Source organism: Priestia sp. USM5 (assembly GCF_058323215.1).
Genome location: NZ_JBSGKN010000001.1, coordinates 1,392,734 through 1,410,108 on the forward strand (window position 1 = coordinate 1,392,734; position 17,375 = coordinate 1,410,108).

Below are 17,375 nucleotides of genomic sequence, written 5' to 3' on the forward strand. Positions count from 1 at the left end.
GCTTATATTTGTTATTAGAACGTACGTGCAGCTTCTTTAGCGCGAGCAATACCGTCTTCTTTAATTTCTTGTGCTTTATCTGGCATTGCAGCCTGTCCTTCTACAAATAGGCTTCCGATAGAAGGAACCCCAAAGAAGTTCATCATAATGCGCATATAGCGGTGACCCATTTCTAGTTCACCAGCAGGGCCGCGAGAGTAGATACCGCCGTTTGCTTGAATATGATACGCTTTTTTATCTGTTAATAGACCTACAGAACCTTCTGCTGTATATTTAAATGATTTTCCAGCTACTGCTACAGCATCTAAGTATGCTTTCATCACTGGAGGGAATGAGAAGTTCCACATTGGTGTAACAAATACATATTTGTCCGCTTGAGCAAATTGGTCACTTAACTCGTTTAGGCGAGCAACTTTGCGCTGTTCTTCAGAAGTAAGTGTATCAAATTCTGCGTCGCTTCCAAGTTTGCCCCATCCGCTGAATACATCGCCGTCGATGTGAGGGATATGCTCTTGATATAAGTTAACGTGAACAATCTCATCCGCTGGGTTTACTTCTTTATACTCATTAATAAATGCATCTCCCGCAGCCATACTGAATGATTGCGTAGCATCGTTAGGGTTTGCTGTAATATATAATACTTTTGCCATAATTCTTTTCACCTTTCTGTTTTCAATATATAAATGTTGTTTTATGAATTAAAGATAATATGTTCGAAAACATCTACTACGTTATTAATAGTAACTTACGTAACAAATTTAGTCAAAGGTTTTTTATTAGGTTTTATCATGCTCAAAAACATTTTTAAGAGTATTACGCTTTTGGGTTTTATGGATGAATCCTTTAAAAATAAGGGTTTTTTCAGTTTGGAGTGTGATTTTAAACGTTATTTATCTAGAGGAACTATCTTTTTTTGAAGATGGATAATTAAAAAAAAGAAAAAGAAAAATTATATATTTTTGTTTCATGCGTTATTAATAGTAACAAAAAATAACAGCGTTTAACCGTTTGTTTAACATATATTTTTAGCGCAAAACGAGACAGAAAGAGAGGAATATTTCAAGGGAAATATAATGTAGCGAAGAGGAAAGAAAAGAAAAAGACCCCGGTCAGCTTCGAGGTCTTTTTGATTCTTATTGAATTTAAAACGTTTTGGCCATTGAATGTGCTTTTTGGAGTGCTTTTTCTTTAATTTGCGGAATTTGATCCGGGAATTTTACTTGCCCTTCAATAATAATGCTTTCAAACGCTTCAATACCAAAGAAGTCCATCATGATTTCTAAATAGCGGTGGCCCATTTCTCTTGCCATTTCTGGGCCTTCTGAATACACGTCTCCGCGGGACTGAATGTGAATTGCTTTTTTTCCTTTAAGCAATCCCTGAGCGCCTTCTTTTGTATATGTAAAGGTTTTACCTGACACGGTAATCGCATCGATGTACGTTTTCATGATCGCAGGAACGGAAAAATTCCACATTGGCGTGACAAAAATATATTTGTCAGCAAGTACGAACTGTCCGCCTAGTTCGGCTAACCGTCCCACTTTTAATCGTTCATCCGTTGATAAATCCTGGATGGAGGAGTGAGAACGAAGCTTTTTCCATCCGTTAAATACGTCTGCATCTAAGTATGGAATATCTGCTTGATATAAATCTAAATGAACCACATCATCTTCTGGATGTGTTTGCTTATACACGTCAATAAATTCTTTCCCTACAGCCATGCTAAGCGATTCGTCTTCAGCTAAAGGGTGTGCAGTAATATAGAGAACATTTGCCATGATGCTCATCCTTTCTATGGAGTAGTTTTATTAATCTTGGACCCAGCTTTCTGCCCACTGGCTAATCGGTCCTAGTATTTTACCTAACTCTGTTCCTTTTTGAGTCAGCGAATATTCAGAACGAATAGGGCGGTCGGGAATGACATTTCGGACAACGATTCCGTGGTCTTCAAGCTCTTTAATCCGTTCTGTCAACAGCCTTCTGCTTAAAGCTGGTATACTTTCATTTAATTCACTAAAGCGTTTAGGACCGCTCATAAGCACATAGATGATTAATCCTGTCCACTTCTTGCCAATCAGTTCGAAACTTTTTTCTACTTTAGGTTGAATATCTTTTGGTTCGTCCATATTACGTATCCTCCTTCAAACAATATGGATGAAAAATAACTTATGCATTTATTGTAACAGAAAAAGCATAAAAACATGTGGAAACTTTGGGTGAAGCAGGGTGAAATGAATAAATTCACTAATGTTTGTACCTTGCCTTTTGTTTTATAAAAACTTTTCACACATAGGCTTGTCACAACATACGATGTACGAATTCATTTTAAGAAAAGGTGGTATGGTCATGGCAGGAGTTATTAACATCTGTAACACGAGAATTAATGGTATGGCAAGAAACGGATCGATGAATTTTGGAGAAGTTCTTCACAACGGACACACAGCGGATGTTAAATCTGTTGGAATCAACTCAACCTATGGAGACATTTCAGCTGCTTGTGCGCGAATGAAAAATACAAATATGGATGCAGATATATTTGATCAAACGGCTGTTGCGAATATTGATGGGGTATATGGAAATCAGCTATAAAAGAGAGCTGCTTATAACACATGAAGTTGTAAGCAGCTTTTTTATACTGAGAAGTAGAACACTTATTTATGATAAGAGAATGTGTTTCTAATTCAATAGAACGATCTACCAAAGTTCCCCAATCTATTATATACGCCTTTTCTAAAAAAATTATATATTGTACAAGCACCCGGTCATTTATTGAATAGTATATAGAGAAAAAACAAAGAAAGGATGATTAAAATAGAATTATATGATTCCTATTACAACCGTTCCGATGGAAAATACTATATTAAAAAGAAAAAAAAGAGTCCGAATCCCTTAAAAGAGACCAAAAATAAAATAAATAAAGCAGACCATTCATTATATAGTATGAGTATAAAAAATAATCATAAACAACCTATTAAAGTGAGTATTATTATGCCTACTTATAATAAATACCACCAAACCTCTCTTTCGCTTTACGGTTTATCTAAACAAACGTTTCCCCACGCTCAGTATGAAGTCATTCTAGTGGATGACGCTTCTTCTGACAACACACCTAACATTTTAAAAGAAGCTGATGTCCCGTTTAAATTTAAATATATTCGCATGAAAAAAAATAAAGGGCGTTCCTCAGTACGTAATATAGGAATTAATCATGCTGAAGGAGATCTTTTAATCTTTTTAGATGGAGAAATGCTGGCTCCTCCTGCTTTTATTGAAAATCACTATAAACATCATGTGCATGAATCCAACCTTGTGGTTACCGGAGCTATGCATTATGAAGGAGTCTACACGTTTATTATGCCAGACTATAATGAAGATCAAATGGCCCACTTAAAAGAACTAGTCGGTAGGGATCCTGAGTATAGAAGATCGTATGAAAACTATGAACAGACGAAGTGGCATTCAAACGTTCCTTATCCTCTTGTAACAAAAGAAGACATTGATACAAACCGTTTTCAACGTTTATCATTTCCTAATCGCTATTTCCTTAACAGCGGGCTAAAACATTTCGGTGAGCGACTTGAAGGGTTTACACTACCTTATATTGCATTTTTAAGTGGAAATGTATCAGTAAGAAAAGAGAACTTAAAAAAATCCGGTCTTTTTGATGAAACGTTTGTTGGCTATGGGGCAGAAGACTGGGAGCTTGGATATCGTTTGTATAAAAATGGTGCACAATTTGTTTTAGATCCCTCAACAGTTGCTTATCATCAGGAACATGGGATATCGAAGCGAAAAGTGAAAGAACAGTGGGGAAATCACTATCGCTTCGTTAAAAAACATCCCAATATAGACGTTCTTATCCTCTCTCTTGAATGGAAAGAGCTTCCGTTTATGCATATGCATAGAACATTAGTTGAATATAAAGCGCTGGAGCAGCGTTTTCCTGATGAATATAAGGAATTTAAACATGCTTTTCGCGTCATGCTGTATAGAATCATTGAATATTTAAATAGTGGACAGCCCGTGACGAAACTTTACGATCTCCCAGGAGGATCAGAGGAAAGAATAAAAATTATTCAGCAGTTCGAAACACTGCGTCCTCGCGGATTTGACTACTTGGCAAGTTCTTTTGAACAAATCTATTACCTATAGCGCTATTACATGCAGAAAAAGATATAACATCATCTCTTAAAAATTGTCTCGTCGTAAAAGCCCCTCAGCTTACACCCACAAATTGAGGGGTTTATTTCTATATCTATTTTATATAAGGGGAGAAAACATGAATCAAAATTCACCAAAGTACGTTGCGTTAACGTTTGATGATGGCCCCTCAGCTTACACGGCTGCTATTTTAAAAATTTTAAAAAGATATAATGTACGTGCGACCTTTTTTGTCGTAGGTTCAGAAGCAGAAAAATTCCCAAAGCTGATTCGGCGTATTCATAGAGCAAATCACGTAATTGGAAACCATACGTGGAATCATCCTGATATCACAACGCTTTCTAAGCGTGAACTGTGGAAAGAAATTACTTCGACGAATGCTCAAATAGAAAAAATTATCGGCTATTCTCCAAAGCTATTTCGTCCACCTTACAGTTCGATAAATGATACAGCTCTTGCTGCCATTAAGGAATTGGGAATGACGTCTGTTCTATGGAATATAGATAGCCAGGATTGGCGTGAAGAAGATCCACTGGCCATATGCAAACATACGATTAAAAATCTACAAGAAAAGAATCTTATCGTCATGCACGACGGGGATCGGTACGGCAGCGGAGCGCGGGACCAAATTGTTGCTTCATTGCCGAAACTCATTAAGTATTTAATAAAGAACGACTATCAACTTGTAACGGTTCCTGAATTTCACCGAGTCGCATACAAGATTGAAGGTTGGTCTTAAGTAGAAAAAGGAATGGTTCTTAGTCATTCCTTTTTTAGATGTATGAAATAAGATAAAATGGATAAGGATTACATGTACTAGGTTATAGAAAGACTAGATAGAGAAACGTGTTTGAGAAATGAGGAGTTTGCGGTGAGAGTAGTATAAAAGTATTTTATAGAGAGAGTGATCGTTAAAGCATGTGGTCATCATAAATAAAATTGGAAAAAAATGAATCTTTTTAGGGTATGATTCGTACTAGTAAATAGATACATAATTTTGATGAAGAAAAGAGGTAATACATTGAGAAACAAAGGTTTGATCGCTACGATTGTTGTGTTAGTGCTTATTGTAATTTACGGAATAAGCTCTTACAATGGCCTCGTTAGCGCAGAGGAAGATGTAGATAATAAATTTTCCCAAGTGGATAACCAACTAAAAAGACGATCTGATTTAATTCCTAACTTAGTGGAAACGGTAAAAGGCTACGCTAAGCATGAACAGGAAGCAATTGATTCAGTCACTCAGGCAAGAGCGCAGCTAGCGGGAGCGAAAACGCCTGAAGATAAAGCTGATGCAGATCAGCAATTAAGCGGCGCGTTAAATCGCCTGCTTGTAGTGGTTGAAAAGTATCCGGATTTAAAAGCAAATGAAAACTTCAGAAGCTTGATGGATAGCTTAGAAGGAACGGAAAATCGACTCGCTGTAGCGCGTAAAGACTATAATGATGAAGTTGCAAAATATAATAAATCCGTTAAGGGATTTCCTAAAAACATGTTTGCGCGCACGTTTGGGTTTGATGAAAAATCATATTTTGAAGTAACAAATGAAGAAAAACAAGCGCCGAAAGTTGATTTTGGGAGCGATAAGTGATGAAATTTCTTGCTTCGTTTGCTTTATTATTATCTCTTTTATGTAATACGGTAAGCGTTGCTTTTGCTGCACCTGATATCCCAAATCCGGTAGGCGATATTTACGTTCAAGATTTTGCTCATCTGTTAAATGACCAGGAAAAAGCGGATATCAATCAAATGGGCAGAAAGTTAGATGATGAAACGAAAGCTCAAGTAGCGATTCTTACGGTGAATTCATTAGGTGATTCGGATGTAGAAGAGTACGCAAATGAAGCGTTTCGAAAGTACAAACTCGGTGATAAAAAGCTGAACAATGGCGTTCTTATTTTGCTCGCTAAAAAAGAACAAAAAATCCGAATCGAAGTAGGGTATGGATTAGAAGGAGCTATCACCGATATCAAATCTGGAGAAATCATTGACTCTTATGCTATTCCTAACTTAAAAAACGGCAAATACGATACGGCGCTAGAAAGCACATATAAAGCTGTTTATAACCAAGTCGTAAAAGAGTATGATTTAGGAACAGATTTTGAACAAAAAGTGCCAAAAGCAGCTCCTCCTTCTGATAGCGGTGTTCATTTCACACCCCTTCAAACGCTGCTGATTGCAGCTGTTATTGTGGGCTTGCTTATCCTTGACTTTGTCTTTTTTAAAGGAGCCATCACTCAATTTCTGCTAAACTTCCTTGTGATGTTTGGAGGAAGAGGCGGCGGAGGTGGCGGCAGTGGAAGCGGTCCTCGCGGAGGGGGAGGCGGCAGCTCCGGAGGCGGCGGAGCGAGCCGAGGCTGGTAAAAAGATAAGAGTTAAAAGAGGCTGAGATAAAATGAGGTTAGTTGAAAGAAAATCCGAACGTGATGGATTCTTGATTGAGAATCCAACGCGTTCGGATTTTTTGTTTGGATGGTGAACCTAGCTTTCATATCTTCATTCAGTTCCTTCTAGCAGTTGATTGGAGGGCGAGGCGAAGACTCCTGGGGGGAAAGGCTCACCGGCCGCGTCATGAGGGGTTCAGCTCATGTATTCTATTTGTCCTCATTTAGATGAAATAATTAGGGGTATCTCAACCTCTTTTTTGCTTTGTGTGCCTATATCTTAAAAAATAGATTTTTTCCATTGTATAAGCATAATCAAAAAAAATTAGGGAACTAAGAAAAAAGTTAGAGATTTACAAATAAAAAGGAAGGTTTTATATGAATACATTTAGATGGATAGCGGCAAGGAAACAGCTTTCTCCTCGCGCGTTTAAAGATGAGTTAACTAGTCAAATCTGGTTTAGTCCCTTAATTTATGCTTTCTTTTCTGTTCTTTTAGCTGCACTGACGCTGTTTCTTGACTATTATTGCAAAGTAGGAGAGAAGGTCCCTTCATTTTTTTCAATCAACATGGATTTAACGAATACGTTAGTGAGTACGATTATGCCCGGGATTTTATCGATTACCACATTTACCTTTAACTTAATGCTCGTTGTGTTTACATCATTTGCAGCTCAGTTTTCTCCTCGCGTGTTAAAAAACTTTGCTTCTTCTAAGTCTACTCAGCGAATTTTAGGTATTTTTATAGGGAGTTTTTTGTATACACTTTTTGTCTTTCTTTTTTTAAACAGCTCTCAAGTAGACGGATATTTTGCGATTCCGTTTGTGACGACAGCCCTTTCTGTTTTTAGTGCGGGCACGTTTGTCTACTTCATTAATCATTCTGTTAAGTGGCTGCAAGTAAATCATATGACTCAATCGATGAAAACAGCGTCCATAAAAGCGATTAAGACAACGATTCGCGAGGAACTGGAGATTCATCGAACGCAGTCTAGTCATAGCGAACAATTTTCCTTTCCAGAAGGAGAGAAAAAGCCGGTATGTATTCAAACATCTGGCTATATTCAAACGTTGAACTACAGCCAATTGATTCACTGTGCCAAAGAGCATAATTTAGTGATAAAAATGGAGCGTGAAGTAGGGGATTATGTGCTCAGCGGAACCGTATTGTTTTATTATTGGCATAGAGATTCGACGGAGCAAGATGAAATGGATTGCACCGTCTTTCACCAATATATCCATGTAGGGAAATCTCAGACTGATATTCAAGACACGACGTATATTATTACCAAGTTTGTGGAGATGGCGATTAAATCACTAGGAAATGATGACTTCAAAACGGCGGTTAACTCCATTCACCAAATTAGCGATATTCTTCGGGAAATTTGTGCTGCGAGTCAATTTTCTTCTTACTTAGTTGATGATAAAGGCGTGATACGAATGGTGATCCCTGACAAAAAGTTTGAGGACTTTTTATATGATGGATTTGCTAATATCCGGCACTATGCGAGACGGAATATTATCATTACGATGGAGCTGCTCAAAACGCTTGGAAATCTCGCTGAGGCCATTGGGCCAGCTTATTATGACGACATCTGGGAGTTTGCCGTATACATTTCTAAAGGCTTTGAAGAAGAGTATTTATTTGTTCAAGATAAAAAATATTTTTTACATATTCTTTGCGATTTAGCGGTTTCCACAAAAAAAGAAGAGCAGTATGAACAAATCGCCAAACAAATGAAAGAATAAAAAAAGCCGAAGTCAGACGCTGACTTCGGCTTTTTCTTTATTTATTCGAACGTTTTAAGATGCTTTTAGCATGTGAAAATGTATCAAAGCTTGCTTTTCCGTGATACGCACCCATTCCGCTGTCACCAACGCCGCCAAAAGGAAGGTAGTGAGATGTCATGTGGTTAATTGTATCGTTAATAGAACCCCCGCCGAATGACACGCTGTTTAAGATGTGATCTTGGACTGCTTCATCTTCAGAGAAAAGATAAAGTGCTAATGGTTTTGGACGTTTTACGATTGCTTGGATTACTTCTGAGATTTCATCGTATACGATGACTGGAAGAATTGGTCCAAAGATTTCATCTTGCATCACATTGTCTTCCCATGAGATGTTGTCAAGAACAGTTGGTTCAATAAACAGACGAGAACGGTCCGTTTTGCCTCCAAAAACGATATCTCCGTTTGTTAAGAAGCTGTTAAGACGATCAAAATGCTTTTCGCTCACTACGTGAGGGAAGTCTAGATTTTGTGAAACATCTTCGCCGTACGTGTTTGTTACGACTTGTTTTAGGTTAGCTAGCAGCTCGTCTTTTACATTTCGCTGAACAAGAATGTAGTCTGGCGCTACGCACGTTTGGCCAGCATTTGCAAATTTACCGCGCGCAATACGTTTAGCTGCTTCTTCAATATTAGCATCTTCGTGTACAATTGTAGGACTTTTTCCGCCTAGTTCTAGCGTAACAGGCGTTAAATGTTTAGCTGCAGCTTCTGCTACAATTTTGCCGACCATTGTACTTCCTGTAAAGAAGATGTAATCAAAGTTTTCTTTTAGTAAAGCCGTGCTTGTTTCCACTTCACCTTCGACTACAGTCAAGTATTCTTCAGGGAAGTTTTCATTAAACATCTTAGCAAGAAGGCTTGACGTATGAGGTGTTAATTCAGAAGGCTTTAACACCACGCAGTTACCTGCAGCAATCGCGCCTACTACTGGTGATACAGCAAGTTGGAACGGATAGTTCCAAGGTGCAATCACTAGAGCTAAACCGTATGGATCTTGATAAATGTAGCTTTTTGCTCCAGCGTGAGTAGATGGTGTTTCTACTTCTTTTGGCGCTGCCCATTCTGCAAGATTCTCAACTGCAAAGTCGATTTCGCTTAGTACAAGACCAACTTCTGCACGTTTTGCTTCCATTTCTGGTTTGTTAAGATCAGCTTTTACTGCTTTTAAAATGTCGTCTTCATGACCCACAACAAGTTCTCTTAATTTTTTTAGCGTTTCGATACGGAACGCAACGTCTTTTGTTTTACCGCTGTTGAAGAATGAAAGCTGTTTTTTTGTAAGTTCTTGATAGTTATTCATCAGAAAGTCTCCTTTTACTTCACATTTTTAGCTCTTTACTTATTGAATAGAACTAGCTGCTTATTTCCAAGTCGTAACCGTATTGACCGGTAGACGGTAAGAAGCATGACCTTCGCTTGCTGCTTTTCCGATTGAGATAAGCATAATTGGAAGATAACGTTCTTTATCTAGACCGAATGCTTCTGCGATTAAGTGTTTTTCGTATCCGCCGATTGGATTTGTATCATACCCGTGAGCACGAGCCACAAGCATAAGCTGCATAGACACAAGACCTGAATCGATCAGCACGATGTCTTTCATATCTGCTTTTGGCATGTTTTCGTAAATTGGCTTAAAGAAATTTAGCTGCTGTTCTTTAATGTCTTGAGGCATATAGCCCAGCTCTACGGCCTTGCCGAAAATCTCATCTGCATATTCAACGTTATTCATATCACCAAACACGGCAATAACAGCTGAAGATGTATAAACTTGTTCACTGTTAAATTTCGCAAGTTCAGCTAGCTTTTCTTTTCCTTCCGGCGTTTCAATTACAACAAAGCGCCACGGCTGCATATTAACAGAAGAAGGAGCGCGCATAGCTTCTGTAAGAATTTCCTCCATTTCCTCACGGCTAATTTTTACTGAAGGATCATATTTTTTAATTGAACGACGTTTTAAAGCAATTTCGTTAAAGTCTTTTGTAGTCATAGTCATTATTCCTTTCTTTTTAGGCGTTAAACATATTTATTGTCATTTCCATATTTTTGATTGTGGACAATTGTTTGACATATCAATAATTGATACATCAACAATATAATACATTGATTTAAGAATTGCAAGGGAAAAAGTTTAAACTTTTGAAGTGGTGTGAATTGGAAGTGTGAAGACTCATTCTCCAGGGAACAAACAACTATAAAGAGAGTAAGGAAAAAAGAAATGATAAAAATGATCAAACAAAAAGTTTGACTACTTTATCTCTCTTGGTTACGATAAGTAACGAAAAGGGAGCAGAATTGAATTTACTGCTCTTTAAATGAATGACAGTTTGACAAAGAAGAGATAGAAAAATGTTTATTCTCTTTTTAAAACCTAAACTGTATTTGTAATTAGTACAGTATAACAAGACATATTAAACAGGAAAAGTAGGAGGACTTCAAGATGTATACAGATTTAAAAGATAAAGTAGTAGTTGTAACAGGCGGATCAAAAGGATTGGGTCGCGCAATGGCCGTTCGTTTTGGTCAAGAGCAGTCAAAAGTGGTTGTAAACTACCGCAGCAACGAAGACGAAGCGCTAGAAGTAAAAAAAGAAATTGAACAAGCTGGCGGTCAAGCAATTATTGTTCGAGGCGACGTAACAAAAGAAGAAGACGTTGTGAACCTTGTAGAGACAGCTGTTAAAGAATTTGGCACATTAGACGTTATGATTAATAATGCTGGTGTTGAAAACCCGGTTCCTTCTCATGAATTATCATTAGAAAACTGGAATCAAGTAATCGACACAAACTTAACGGGCGCGTTTTTAGGCAGCCGCGAAGCGATTAAATATTTTGTTGAAAATGATATCAAAGGAAACGTTATTAACATGTCTAGCGTTCACGAAATGATTCCTTGGCCATTATTTGTTCACTATGCAGCAAGTAAAGGCGGCATGAAGCTAATGACGGAAACATTGGCTCTTGAATATGCACCAAAAGGAATCCGCGTGAATAACATTGGACCTGGGGCAATTGATACACCAATTAACGCTGAAAAATTCGCTGATCCAGAACAGCGTGCAGACGTAGAAAGTATGATTCCAATGGGCTACATCGGTAACCCGGAAGAAATCGCGTCAGTTGCAGCATTCTTAGCATCATCACAAGCAAGCTATGTAACAGGTATTACATTATTTGCGGATGGCGGTATGACAAAATATCCTTCTTTCCAAGCGGGAAGAGGTTAATAAATAGAACTGAACAAAAAAAGACCTCGGAATATTCCGGGGTCTTTTTTGTATGTAATAAATGTATAGGATATTTACCAAATATTGAAACTTTTGTTGAAGTGCTACGTATATAAGCTAACGACGAACAAAGGACGTGTTGATATGCTCCCGGAAACGATTCAACAAAAAGTAAATCAGTATAGAGATTTTTATATAAGCTTAAAAAATGAGCTCAAATGGAAAGCTGCAGATCACAAGCAGTTTATGGCTATCGCTTCTATTTATGCAGTGAAAGGTAAATCGCTCGAGCTTCAGGATTATCTCGAGTTAAGCGACTATATTAAAAATCAAGTAGGGATGTTTTCTACGTTAAAATCATCACAGCGTTTTACAATAGCAGCTATGCTTGATACTCGCTATGAGAATCCAAAAGAAACGTTTCATGAGTTTCTTGACGTATACGATCAATTGATACAAGGCGGATTTACGAGAGGCGCTTTTACGTACATTGCGGCTTCGGCTATGCTGTCGAATGAGTCAAGCCGAAGTCATAAAGAAATGATCCGAAGATCCGCAGAAATTTATCAAGGCATGAAAAGAAAGCACCTTTTCCTTACTTCAAGCGGCGATGTACCTCTTGCCGTTTTATTAGCTGAAACGAGCGAGTCTACTGATGATCTCATGCATGAAATTGAACACTTCTATACAACATTGGCGCAGCATGGATTTAAAAAAGGAAATGACCTTCAATTTTTAAGTCATATTCTTTCAATCGATAAAAATTTAGATGCAGATACCCTTATTGAAAGATGCGTATCAGTAAAAGAAGCCTGTGAATCGGCAGGCATGAAAGTAAAGGCAATGCATTACCCGGTCATTGGCTTATTAGCACTGTTTGAAAAACCAGAAACTGAAATTGAACTTATCCATGAAGTGGTGAAGCAGTTAAATGCAGATAAACTTTTTAAATGGCAGAAAGACATCAACGTTATGCTGGGGGTTAATTTGGTTATCAGTGAAAAACTGAAGGATTCTAGAGTGGTCGAAACGGGCATCTATACAACGATTGAAACGATTATTCAAGCTCAGCAAGCAGCTATGCTAGCGGTTATTGCGAGCACTTCAGCAGTTGCTACTACGACTACTACTTGATAAATTAAAGAGCTATAAAAGAGAGAGGGAGACATAACTACATCAATCTAACCTAAAGATGAATCAGTGGGATAAATAGCTCGTAGATCGCTTATGACACAGCGGTTGATTTCCATGCAAGGCTTCGCTTTCCGCGGGCGGGCGCTGAGCCTCCAATCAACCGCTGGAAGCAACTGCACATATGAAAGCTACGTTTACTATATCAATGAAAAGATCCGAACGTATTTGATTCTCAACTAAGAACCAAACTCGTTCGGACCTTTCTTCAACTTAAATACTTTTGTCTCATCTTCTCTCTTAAAAAGTATAGACCTCGCCATCATCTGGAACTAAGACACGGGACGCCATATCTTTTTCGTTGATAAAGCTTTTTAACTCTTCTCTTGATAGGGTCCAGTGATTGACAGCTTCCATATGGACAGAAAGAATCGTAGCATGAGGGGCCGCTTTGTGTACTTCGTAAATATCTTCTTTCCCCATCACAAGAGAACCGCCTTCTAAAAATTGATTATCGCCGCCGTTTACGACAATGACATCCGGTTGATGGGTGTTGATTTCTTCTTCAACAGCGGAATACCATACCGTATCTCCAGCTACATAAAGCGTTTTTTCGCTCTTGTGTTTAAAAACAACGCCGCATACTAAACCGGTACGCTTTAAAATTTCTCCTCTTCCGTGTTCACCTTTTGTTTTAGATAATTGGATGCCTTCAAAGACCGTGTTCTTTGTTAGTACGTCTACATTTTTAAAACCATCAGCTCTTACTACTGCGGCATCTTCTTCATTTTGAACGAACATTTTGATATCGTTTGGCAACGCCTGCTTAGCGGCATCGTCAAAATGGTCCAAATGAAGGTGAGTGAGAATGACGGCATCAATACCCTCAATAATCTCTTCAACGGATAACGGCAGGCTCACTAAAGGGTTGTTTTGATCTTGTCTGATCGAATTTGGAAAGGGAGGGTACGTGCCTTTTTCCGCTAACATAGGATCAATTAAAAACGTTTTTCCCCCGTATTCAACAAGTAAAGTAGCATTTCGAATGTGTGTAATCTTCATCTCTATCTCTCCTTTTTTTGATCTACCTCTAGTTTATAGGATGAGCTGTTTTCAAATACATAAACAAAATCAAGTCTTTTAGCACTTTTACTTGATAAATGAAAGAATAGTACTCAAAAGAAAAAAGAACCGAAACAGTGCTGTTTAGGTTCTTTCTAGGATTTCTTTTATTTCTTTATATACACGTACTTGGTTGCGTCCATGTTGTTTGGCAGCGTACAGGGCGATATCTGCTTTATTCAACAGCTCATCTAACGTTTCATTTTCTTGTTTTTCGGCTTGTGCTACTCCAAGACTTAGCGTAACAGAAATGGTTTTTTCATTAATCAGTAAGGGCTGAGTCTCGACGTGACGGCGAATTTGGTCAGCAAGCGTTTCGCCTTCAGATAAAGTATGGCCCTTTAGCGCGAGTACAAATTCTTCACCGCCGTACCGAGCAAAAAGGGCTCCTTGCGGCAATGCGGACTCGCAGGCTTTTACGACATGTACAAGCACCTGATCGCCGGCATAATGACCATACGTGTCGTTCACTTTTTTAAAATAATCAATATCAAGTAAAAGAAGTGTAAAAGAAGATGCGGACTTTTTTGCTTCATCGAACGCTTGCTTGCTTTGCTGAAAAAATGCCCGACGATTATAGATTTGCGTCAGCTCATCGTAATAAGCTTGATTTTCAAGCTTTAGCTGAAGTCTTTTTAGCTCCGTGATATCTGTAAAAATAAGCAGCAAGCCGTGACTGTTGTTAGCATACTGCAAAGGAGAAGTGCGAACTTGATACGTATACGAAGATTGATCTTCAGAAAAAAGCTCCAGTTCATGACTGCTTTTTGCATTTTCTAATGCAAAAGGAAACGAACGGCCGGACAGCGTCACCCAAATATCAGCAAAATGTTTTCCAAGCATCGACTTTTTTAGCTGCGGAAACATGTTTTTAGACGCTAGATTAAATTCAATTAATCTATAGCTTTCATCGAGCACGACAACGCCGTCATTGATGCTGTTAAATATCGCGTCTTTCGCAACGGGCATGACTGTAAACATACGCGATGAGTTAATGGACCATAAATATAAAAATGAAGAAACCCATAAAACCATCGGAACTGGATCAATTCCCTGCGGCGTAAAGCCCATTAAATAGATAAAAGCTGTGACGATAGGGACTAATTGACCGACCATTAATGAAATTAACTGCAGGCGGTAAGCTTTGGCTGTTTCTTTCCAGCGGTAAACGGCGAGCAAAAAAGCAACGAACATAGACGAAAAGATGAACATGCCGTGAATTGTGTACCATGGTCCAATTTCTTGATGAACGTAAGGAGCACCTAGAACGGAATCAATTTCAAACACTCGGTAATGAAGGTGATGCCAGTCATTTGTTGCGACCATAATCAAACTAATAAACGGAATGATAAAAAGGGCGAAAATATGTTTTTTTCTTACCTTTATGCCGACATACTGCATAACAAACAGCAGTCCTGCAGGAGGCGAAAAAGGCATGCCCACGTATTGAATAGCGGTCCAAAATTTCATTTCTCCGAGGTTAACGGATAGTAAGCTAAACGCCGCACCCATACAATAAATAGAGGTGAAGCCTGTATGAAGAATAAATAAATGGGCAATGTTAGCGTAGTGGTGACGCTTAATAAATACGTAAAAACATAAGTATAGATTAAGAACACCGGACGTACAGATAAGCGTTATATAAGCTGTTAAATCTAAATTCACAATTGTATCCCTCATTAAGAAAGCATTTTTAGTTAAATGTAGCACAGTTGAAATGAAATGTGGATATTTTATGTAGGAATTTAGTAGTGTTCGAGATGGTAGAGGGACTATAAGGGTAGGTCAAGACGAGGGAAAAATGGTGCCTAAACAACAAGTAATTGAAACGAACGGAGAAAATTTATCTTCAGCTACAAAAGTCAAAGTTTCTCAGTAAAAAAACACATGCCTGAAAATACGCGATGTCCTTCATCTGCGTGTCTTCAGGCATATTTGTATTTACAGTCTATTTAAGTTCACCGTTTTACAAAGATGCCACCTGCATTTTTTTCTGTCTAAAGAAGACCCAATCTGTAAATCCGATTTCTTTAAGACGCTTTTTTACCAATTCAAAGTCGTCGCCAATACGCTCCGGATCATGAGCATCGGAACCAAATGTAATGTGTACCCCGTAGTGCAGGGCTCTTTCTAAAATATCGTCTGCAGGATACCAGCCTCCGCAGTCTTTGGTTTTGCCTGATGTATTCACTTCTATAGCAATGTCATGTGCCGAAATCACTTTTAGCGTCTGATCGATTACAGCTGTCTCGATAGAAGAAAAGGAGGGATAGAATCCTTTCATGGCATCAATATGGCCAAGAATCTGAAACATTCTGCTTCGGGCGGACTCTTGGATCAATTGATAATACGTTTCTTTCGTGCGCTGTTTTTCTTTTTGAGAAAGTCCTTCCCAGCGCGTTTTATGAAAGATACTGATTTCATCAACTTGATGGACAGAGCCGATTATGTAGTCAAACGGATATTTTTCATAGTGGCTTTGATATATTCCCGCATGCTCAGGAAAGAAATCAGACTCCACGCCTAACAGCACTTCAATTTTCTCTTTATATTCTTCTTTTAGTTTCAAAATCTCAGCTACATATCCGGAGAATGCGCTTTTTCCCATCGCAATGTGAGGATACGGCTGCTCTTCTTCGCTCGCAAAATAAGGAGAATGATCCGAAATCCCAATAATATCAAGGCCTTTATCAATAGACGCCTCTATATAATCTCGAATCGTTCCGCGAGCATGTCCGCATCGGTCGTGATGGGTATGAAAATCAAATTTTAACTCAGCGTTCATGTTTCATCACCTCTGTCATCTTTTTGTGTGGTGTATAGAATATTCTACAAAGAAACAAAGTATCCCTCGTAGAAATGGATGAAGAGAATATTTCTTGAATTTGCGGGTGATTCATCTACTAAAAAGAGTGTACAGAAACAAGTTATTTTATTTAATTTGCTGTAAAAATTGAATTGGAATCCGTTCCAAAAGTTACATTTGATTTGGCTTATTAAAACGCATATACTACTCATACACGATCTGAAATAACGTTCAGGTAATCGCTGCATCATTTGATGTAGAGGAAAGTCCATGCTCGCACGGTGCTGAGATGCCCGTAGTGTTCGTGCCTAGTGAAAAAATAAGCTAGGGCAGCTTGGCTTATAGCTTAGCTGACGGCGGGAAAAACCACCTAAGTCCTCGGATATGGTCGAGTATCCCTGAAAGTGCCACAGTGACGAAGCTTTGCTGGAAACAGCAAAGGTGGAACGCGGTAAACCCCACGAGCGAGAAACCCAAACAATGGTAGGGGAACTGTCTCGAAGGAATTTAACGGAGAGACGGACGGTTACATGCGTAATCGTAGATAGATGATTACCACCAGAGTACGAGAGTAAAATCGTTTGCAGTACAAAGGTACAAAACATGGCTTATCGAACGTTGTTGAAACAGAGACTGACTATATAAGATGTAACCAAAACAAACCACTGGGGTTTGTTTTTTTGTTTGTTATTTTTTAACCATAGTATGAGGACTCGAGGTATATGGAAATACATATTGCCTAAATTGCTGTATAGTT

At 38.4% G+C, this 17,375-nt stretch carries 16 protein-coding genes and 1 other RNA gene; 9 read left to right on the forward strand and 8 right to left on the reverse strand.

The window, feature by feature from the left end:
- Positions 1-14: 14 nt before the first annotated feature.
- The 3 genes from ACWATA_RS07510 to ACWATA_RS07520 form a co-directional block, all read right to left on the reverse strand.
- Positions 15-650 carry an FMN-dependent NADH-azoreductase gene (locus ACWATA_RS07510; RefSeq protein ID WP_473049725.1) on the reverse strand — a complete coding sequence of 212 codons (636 nt, stop codon included), beginning with the start codon at positions 648-650 and terminating at the stop codon, positions 15-17.
- A 492-nt stretch (positions 651-1,142) separates the two neighbouring features.
- A complete protein-coding gene (locus tag ACWATA_RS07515) occupies positions 1,143-1,778 on the reverse strand; it encodes an FMN-dependent NADH-azoreductase (RefSeq protein WP_028414603.1) in 636 nt (211 codons plus the stop codon).
- A 30-nt stretch (positions 1,779-1,808) separates the two neighbouring features.
- The gene (locus ACWATA_RS07520) at positions 1,809-2,126 is read right to left on the reverse strand and encodes a winged helix-turn-helix transcriptional regulator (RefSeq protein WP_013058076.1); all 318 of its coding nucleotides are present in this window, start codon (positions 2,124-2,126) and stop codon (positions 1,809-1,811) included.
- A 220-nt stretch (positions 2,127-2,346) separates the two neighbouring features.
- Here ACWATA_RS07520 and ACWATA_RS07525 point away from each other — a divergent pair, with 220 nt between their 5' ends.
- The 6 genes from ACWATA_RS07525 to ACWATA_RS07550 all read left to right on the forward strand — a co-directional run bounded on the left by ACWATA_RS07525 (position 2,347) and on the right by ACWATA_RS07550 (position 8,294).
- A complete protein-coding gene (locus tag ACWATA_RS07525; RefSeq protein WP_013084095.1) occupies positions 2,347-2,589 on the forward strand; it encodes a spore germination protein in 243 nt (80 codons plus the stop codon).
- 399 nt (positions 2,590-2,988) lie between these two features.
- Positions 2,989-4,152 carry a glycosyltransferase family 2 protein gene (locus ACWATA_RS07530; RefSeq protein WP_430077811.1) on the forward strand — a complete coding sequence of 388 codons (1,164 nt, stop codon included), beginning with the start codon at positions 2,989-2,991 and terminating at the stop codon, positions 4,150-4,152.
- A 127-nt stretch (positions 4,153-4,279) separates the two neighbouring features.
- Positions 4,280-4,900, forward strand: coding sequence for a polysaccharide deacetylase family protein (locus tag ACWATA_RS07535; RefSeq protein WP_473049726.1), 621 nt, complete (start codon positions 4,280-4,282; stop codon positions 4,898-4,900).
- 282 nt (positions 4,901-5,182) lie between these two features.
- Positions 5,183-5,752 carry a LemA family protein gene (locus tag ACWATA_RS07540; protein WP_080754488.1) on the forward strand — a complete coding sequence of 190 codons (570 nt, stop codon included), beginning with the start codon at positions 5,183-5,185 and terminating at the stop codon, positions 5,750-5,752.
- Positions 5,752-6,525, forward strand: coding sequence for a TPM domain-containing protein (locus tag ACWATA_RS07545; protein ID WP_033580251.1), 774 nt, complete (start codon positions 5,752-5,754; stop codon positions 6,523-6,525). The genes ACWATA_RS07540 and ACWATA_RS07545 overlap by 1 nt, the downstream gene beginning before the upstream one ends.
- Before the next feature lie 398 nt (positions 6,526-6,923).
- A complete protein-coding gene (locus tag ACWATA_RS07550) occupies positions 6,924-8,294 on the forward strand; it encodes a DUF2254 domain-containing protein (RefSeq protein ID WP_034268530.1) in 1,371 nt (456 codons plus the stop codon).
- A gap of 37 nt (positions 8,295-8,331) precedes the next feature.
- On the opposite strand, the gene ACWATA_RS07555 is transcribed toward ACWATA_RS07550, so the two are convergent.
- Both ACWATA_RS07555 and ACWATA_RS07560 read right to left on the reverse strand, forming a co-directional pair.
- Entirely contained in the window at positions 8,332-9,636 is a 1,305-nt protein-coding gene (locus ACWATA_RS07555) for an aldehyde dehydrogenase (protein WP_155007863.1), read from the reverse strand.
- 60 nt (positions 9,637-9,696) lie between these two features.
- The gene (locus tag ACWATA_RS07560) at positions 9,697-10,323 is read right to left on the reverse strand and encodes a nitroreductase family protein (RefSeq protein ID WP_473049727.1); all 627 of its coding nucleotides are present in this window, start codon (positions 10,321-10,323) and stop codon (positions 9,697-9,699) included.
- 450 nt (positions 10,324-10,773) lie between these two features.
- On the opposite strand from ACWATA_RS07560, the gene gdh reads away from it, so the two are divergent.
- Both gdh and ACWATA_RS07570 read left to right on the forward strand, forming a co-directional pair.
- Positions 10,774-11,559: a glucose 1-dehydrogenase gene (gdh, locus tag ACWATA_RS07565; RefSeq protein WP_034650269.1), complete on the forward strand. Its 786-nt coding sequence runs from the start codon at positions 10,774-10,776 to the stop codon at positions 11,557-11,559.
- A 144-nt stretch (positions 11,560-11,703) separates the two neighbouring features.
- Positions 11,704-12,693 (forward strand): DUF4003 family protein, encoded by a 990-nt coding sequence (locus ACWATA_RS07570; protein WP_473049728.1) that lies wholly within the window; start codon positions 11,704-11,706, stop codon positions 12,691-12,693.
- 297 nt (positions 12,694-12,990) lie between these two features.
- On the opposite strand, the gene ACWATA_RS07575 is transcribed toward ACWATA_RS07570, so the two are convergent.
- From ACWATA_RS07575 to ACWATA_RS07585, 3 genes are all read right to left on the reverse strand, one after another.
- Positions 12,991-13,752, reverse strand: coding sequence for an MBL fold metallo-hydrolase (locus ACWATA_RS07575; protein WP_460113033.1), 762 nt, complete (start codon positions 13,750-13,752; stop codon positions 12,991-12,993).
- Between the two features lie 144 nt (positions 13,753-13,896).
- Positions 13,897-15,477: a sensor domain-containing diguanylate cyclase gene (locus ACWATA_RS07580; RefSeq protein ID WP_473049729.1), complete on the reverse strand. Its 1,581-nt coding sequence runs from the start codon at positions 15,475-15,477 to the stop codon at positions 13,897-13,899.
- Between the two features lie 301 nt (positions 15,478-15,778).
- Positions 15,779-16,597 carry a histidinol-phosphatase gene (locus ACWATA_RS07585; RefSeq protein ID WP_165636437.1) on the reverse strand — a complete coding sequence of 273 codons (819 nt, stop codon included), beginning with the start codon at positions 16,595-16,597 and terminating at the stop codon, positions 15,779-15,781.
- A 248-nt stretch (positions 16,598-16,845) separates the two neighbouring features.
- Here ACWATA_RS07585 and rnpB point away from each other — a divergent pair.
- An RNA gene (rnpB, locus tag ACWATA_RS07590) (RNase P RNA component class B) lies at positions 16,846-17,234 on the forward strand.
- The last annotated feature ends 141 nt before the right edge of the window (positions 17,235-17,375 follow it).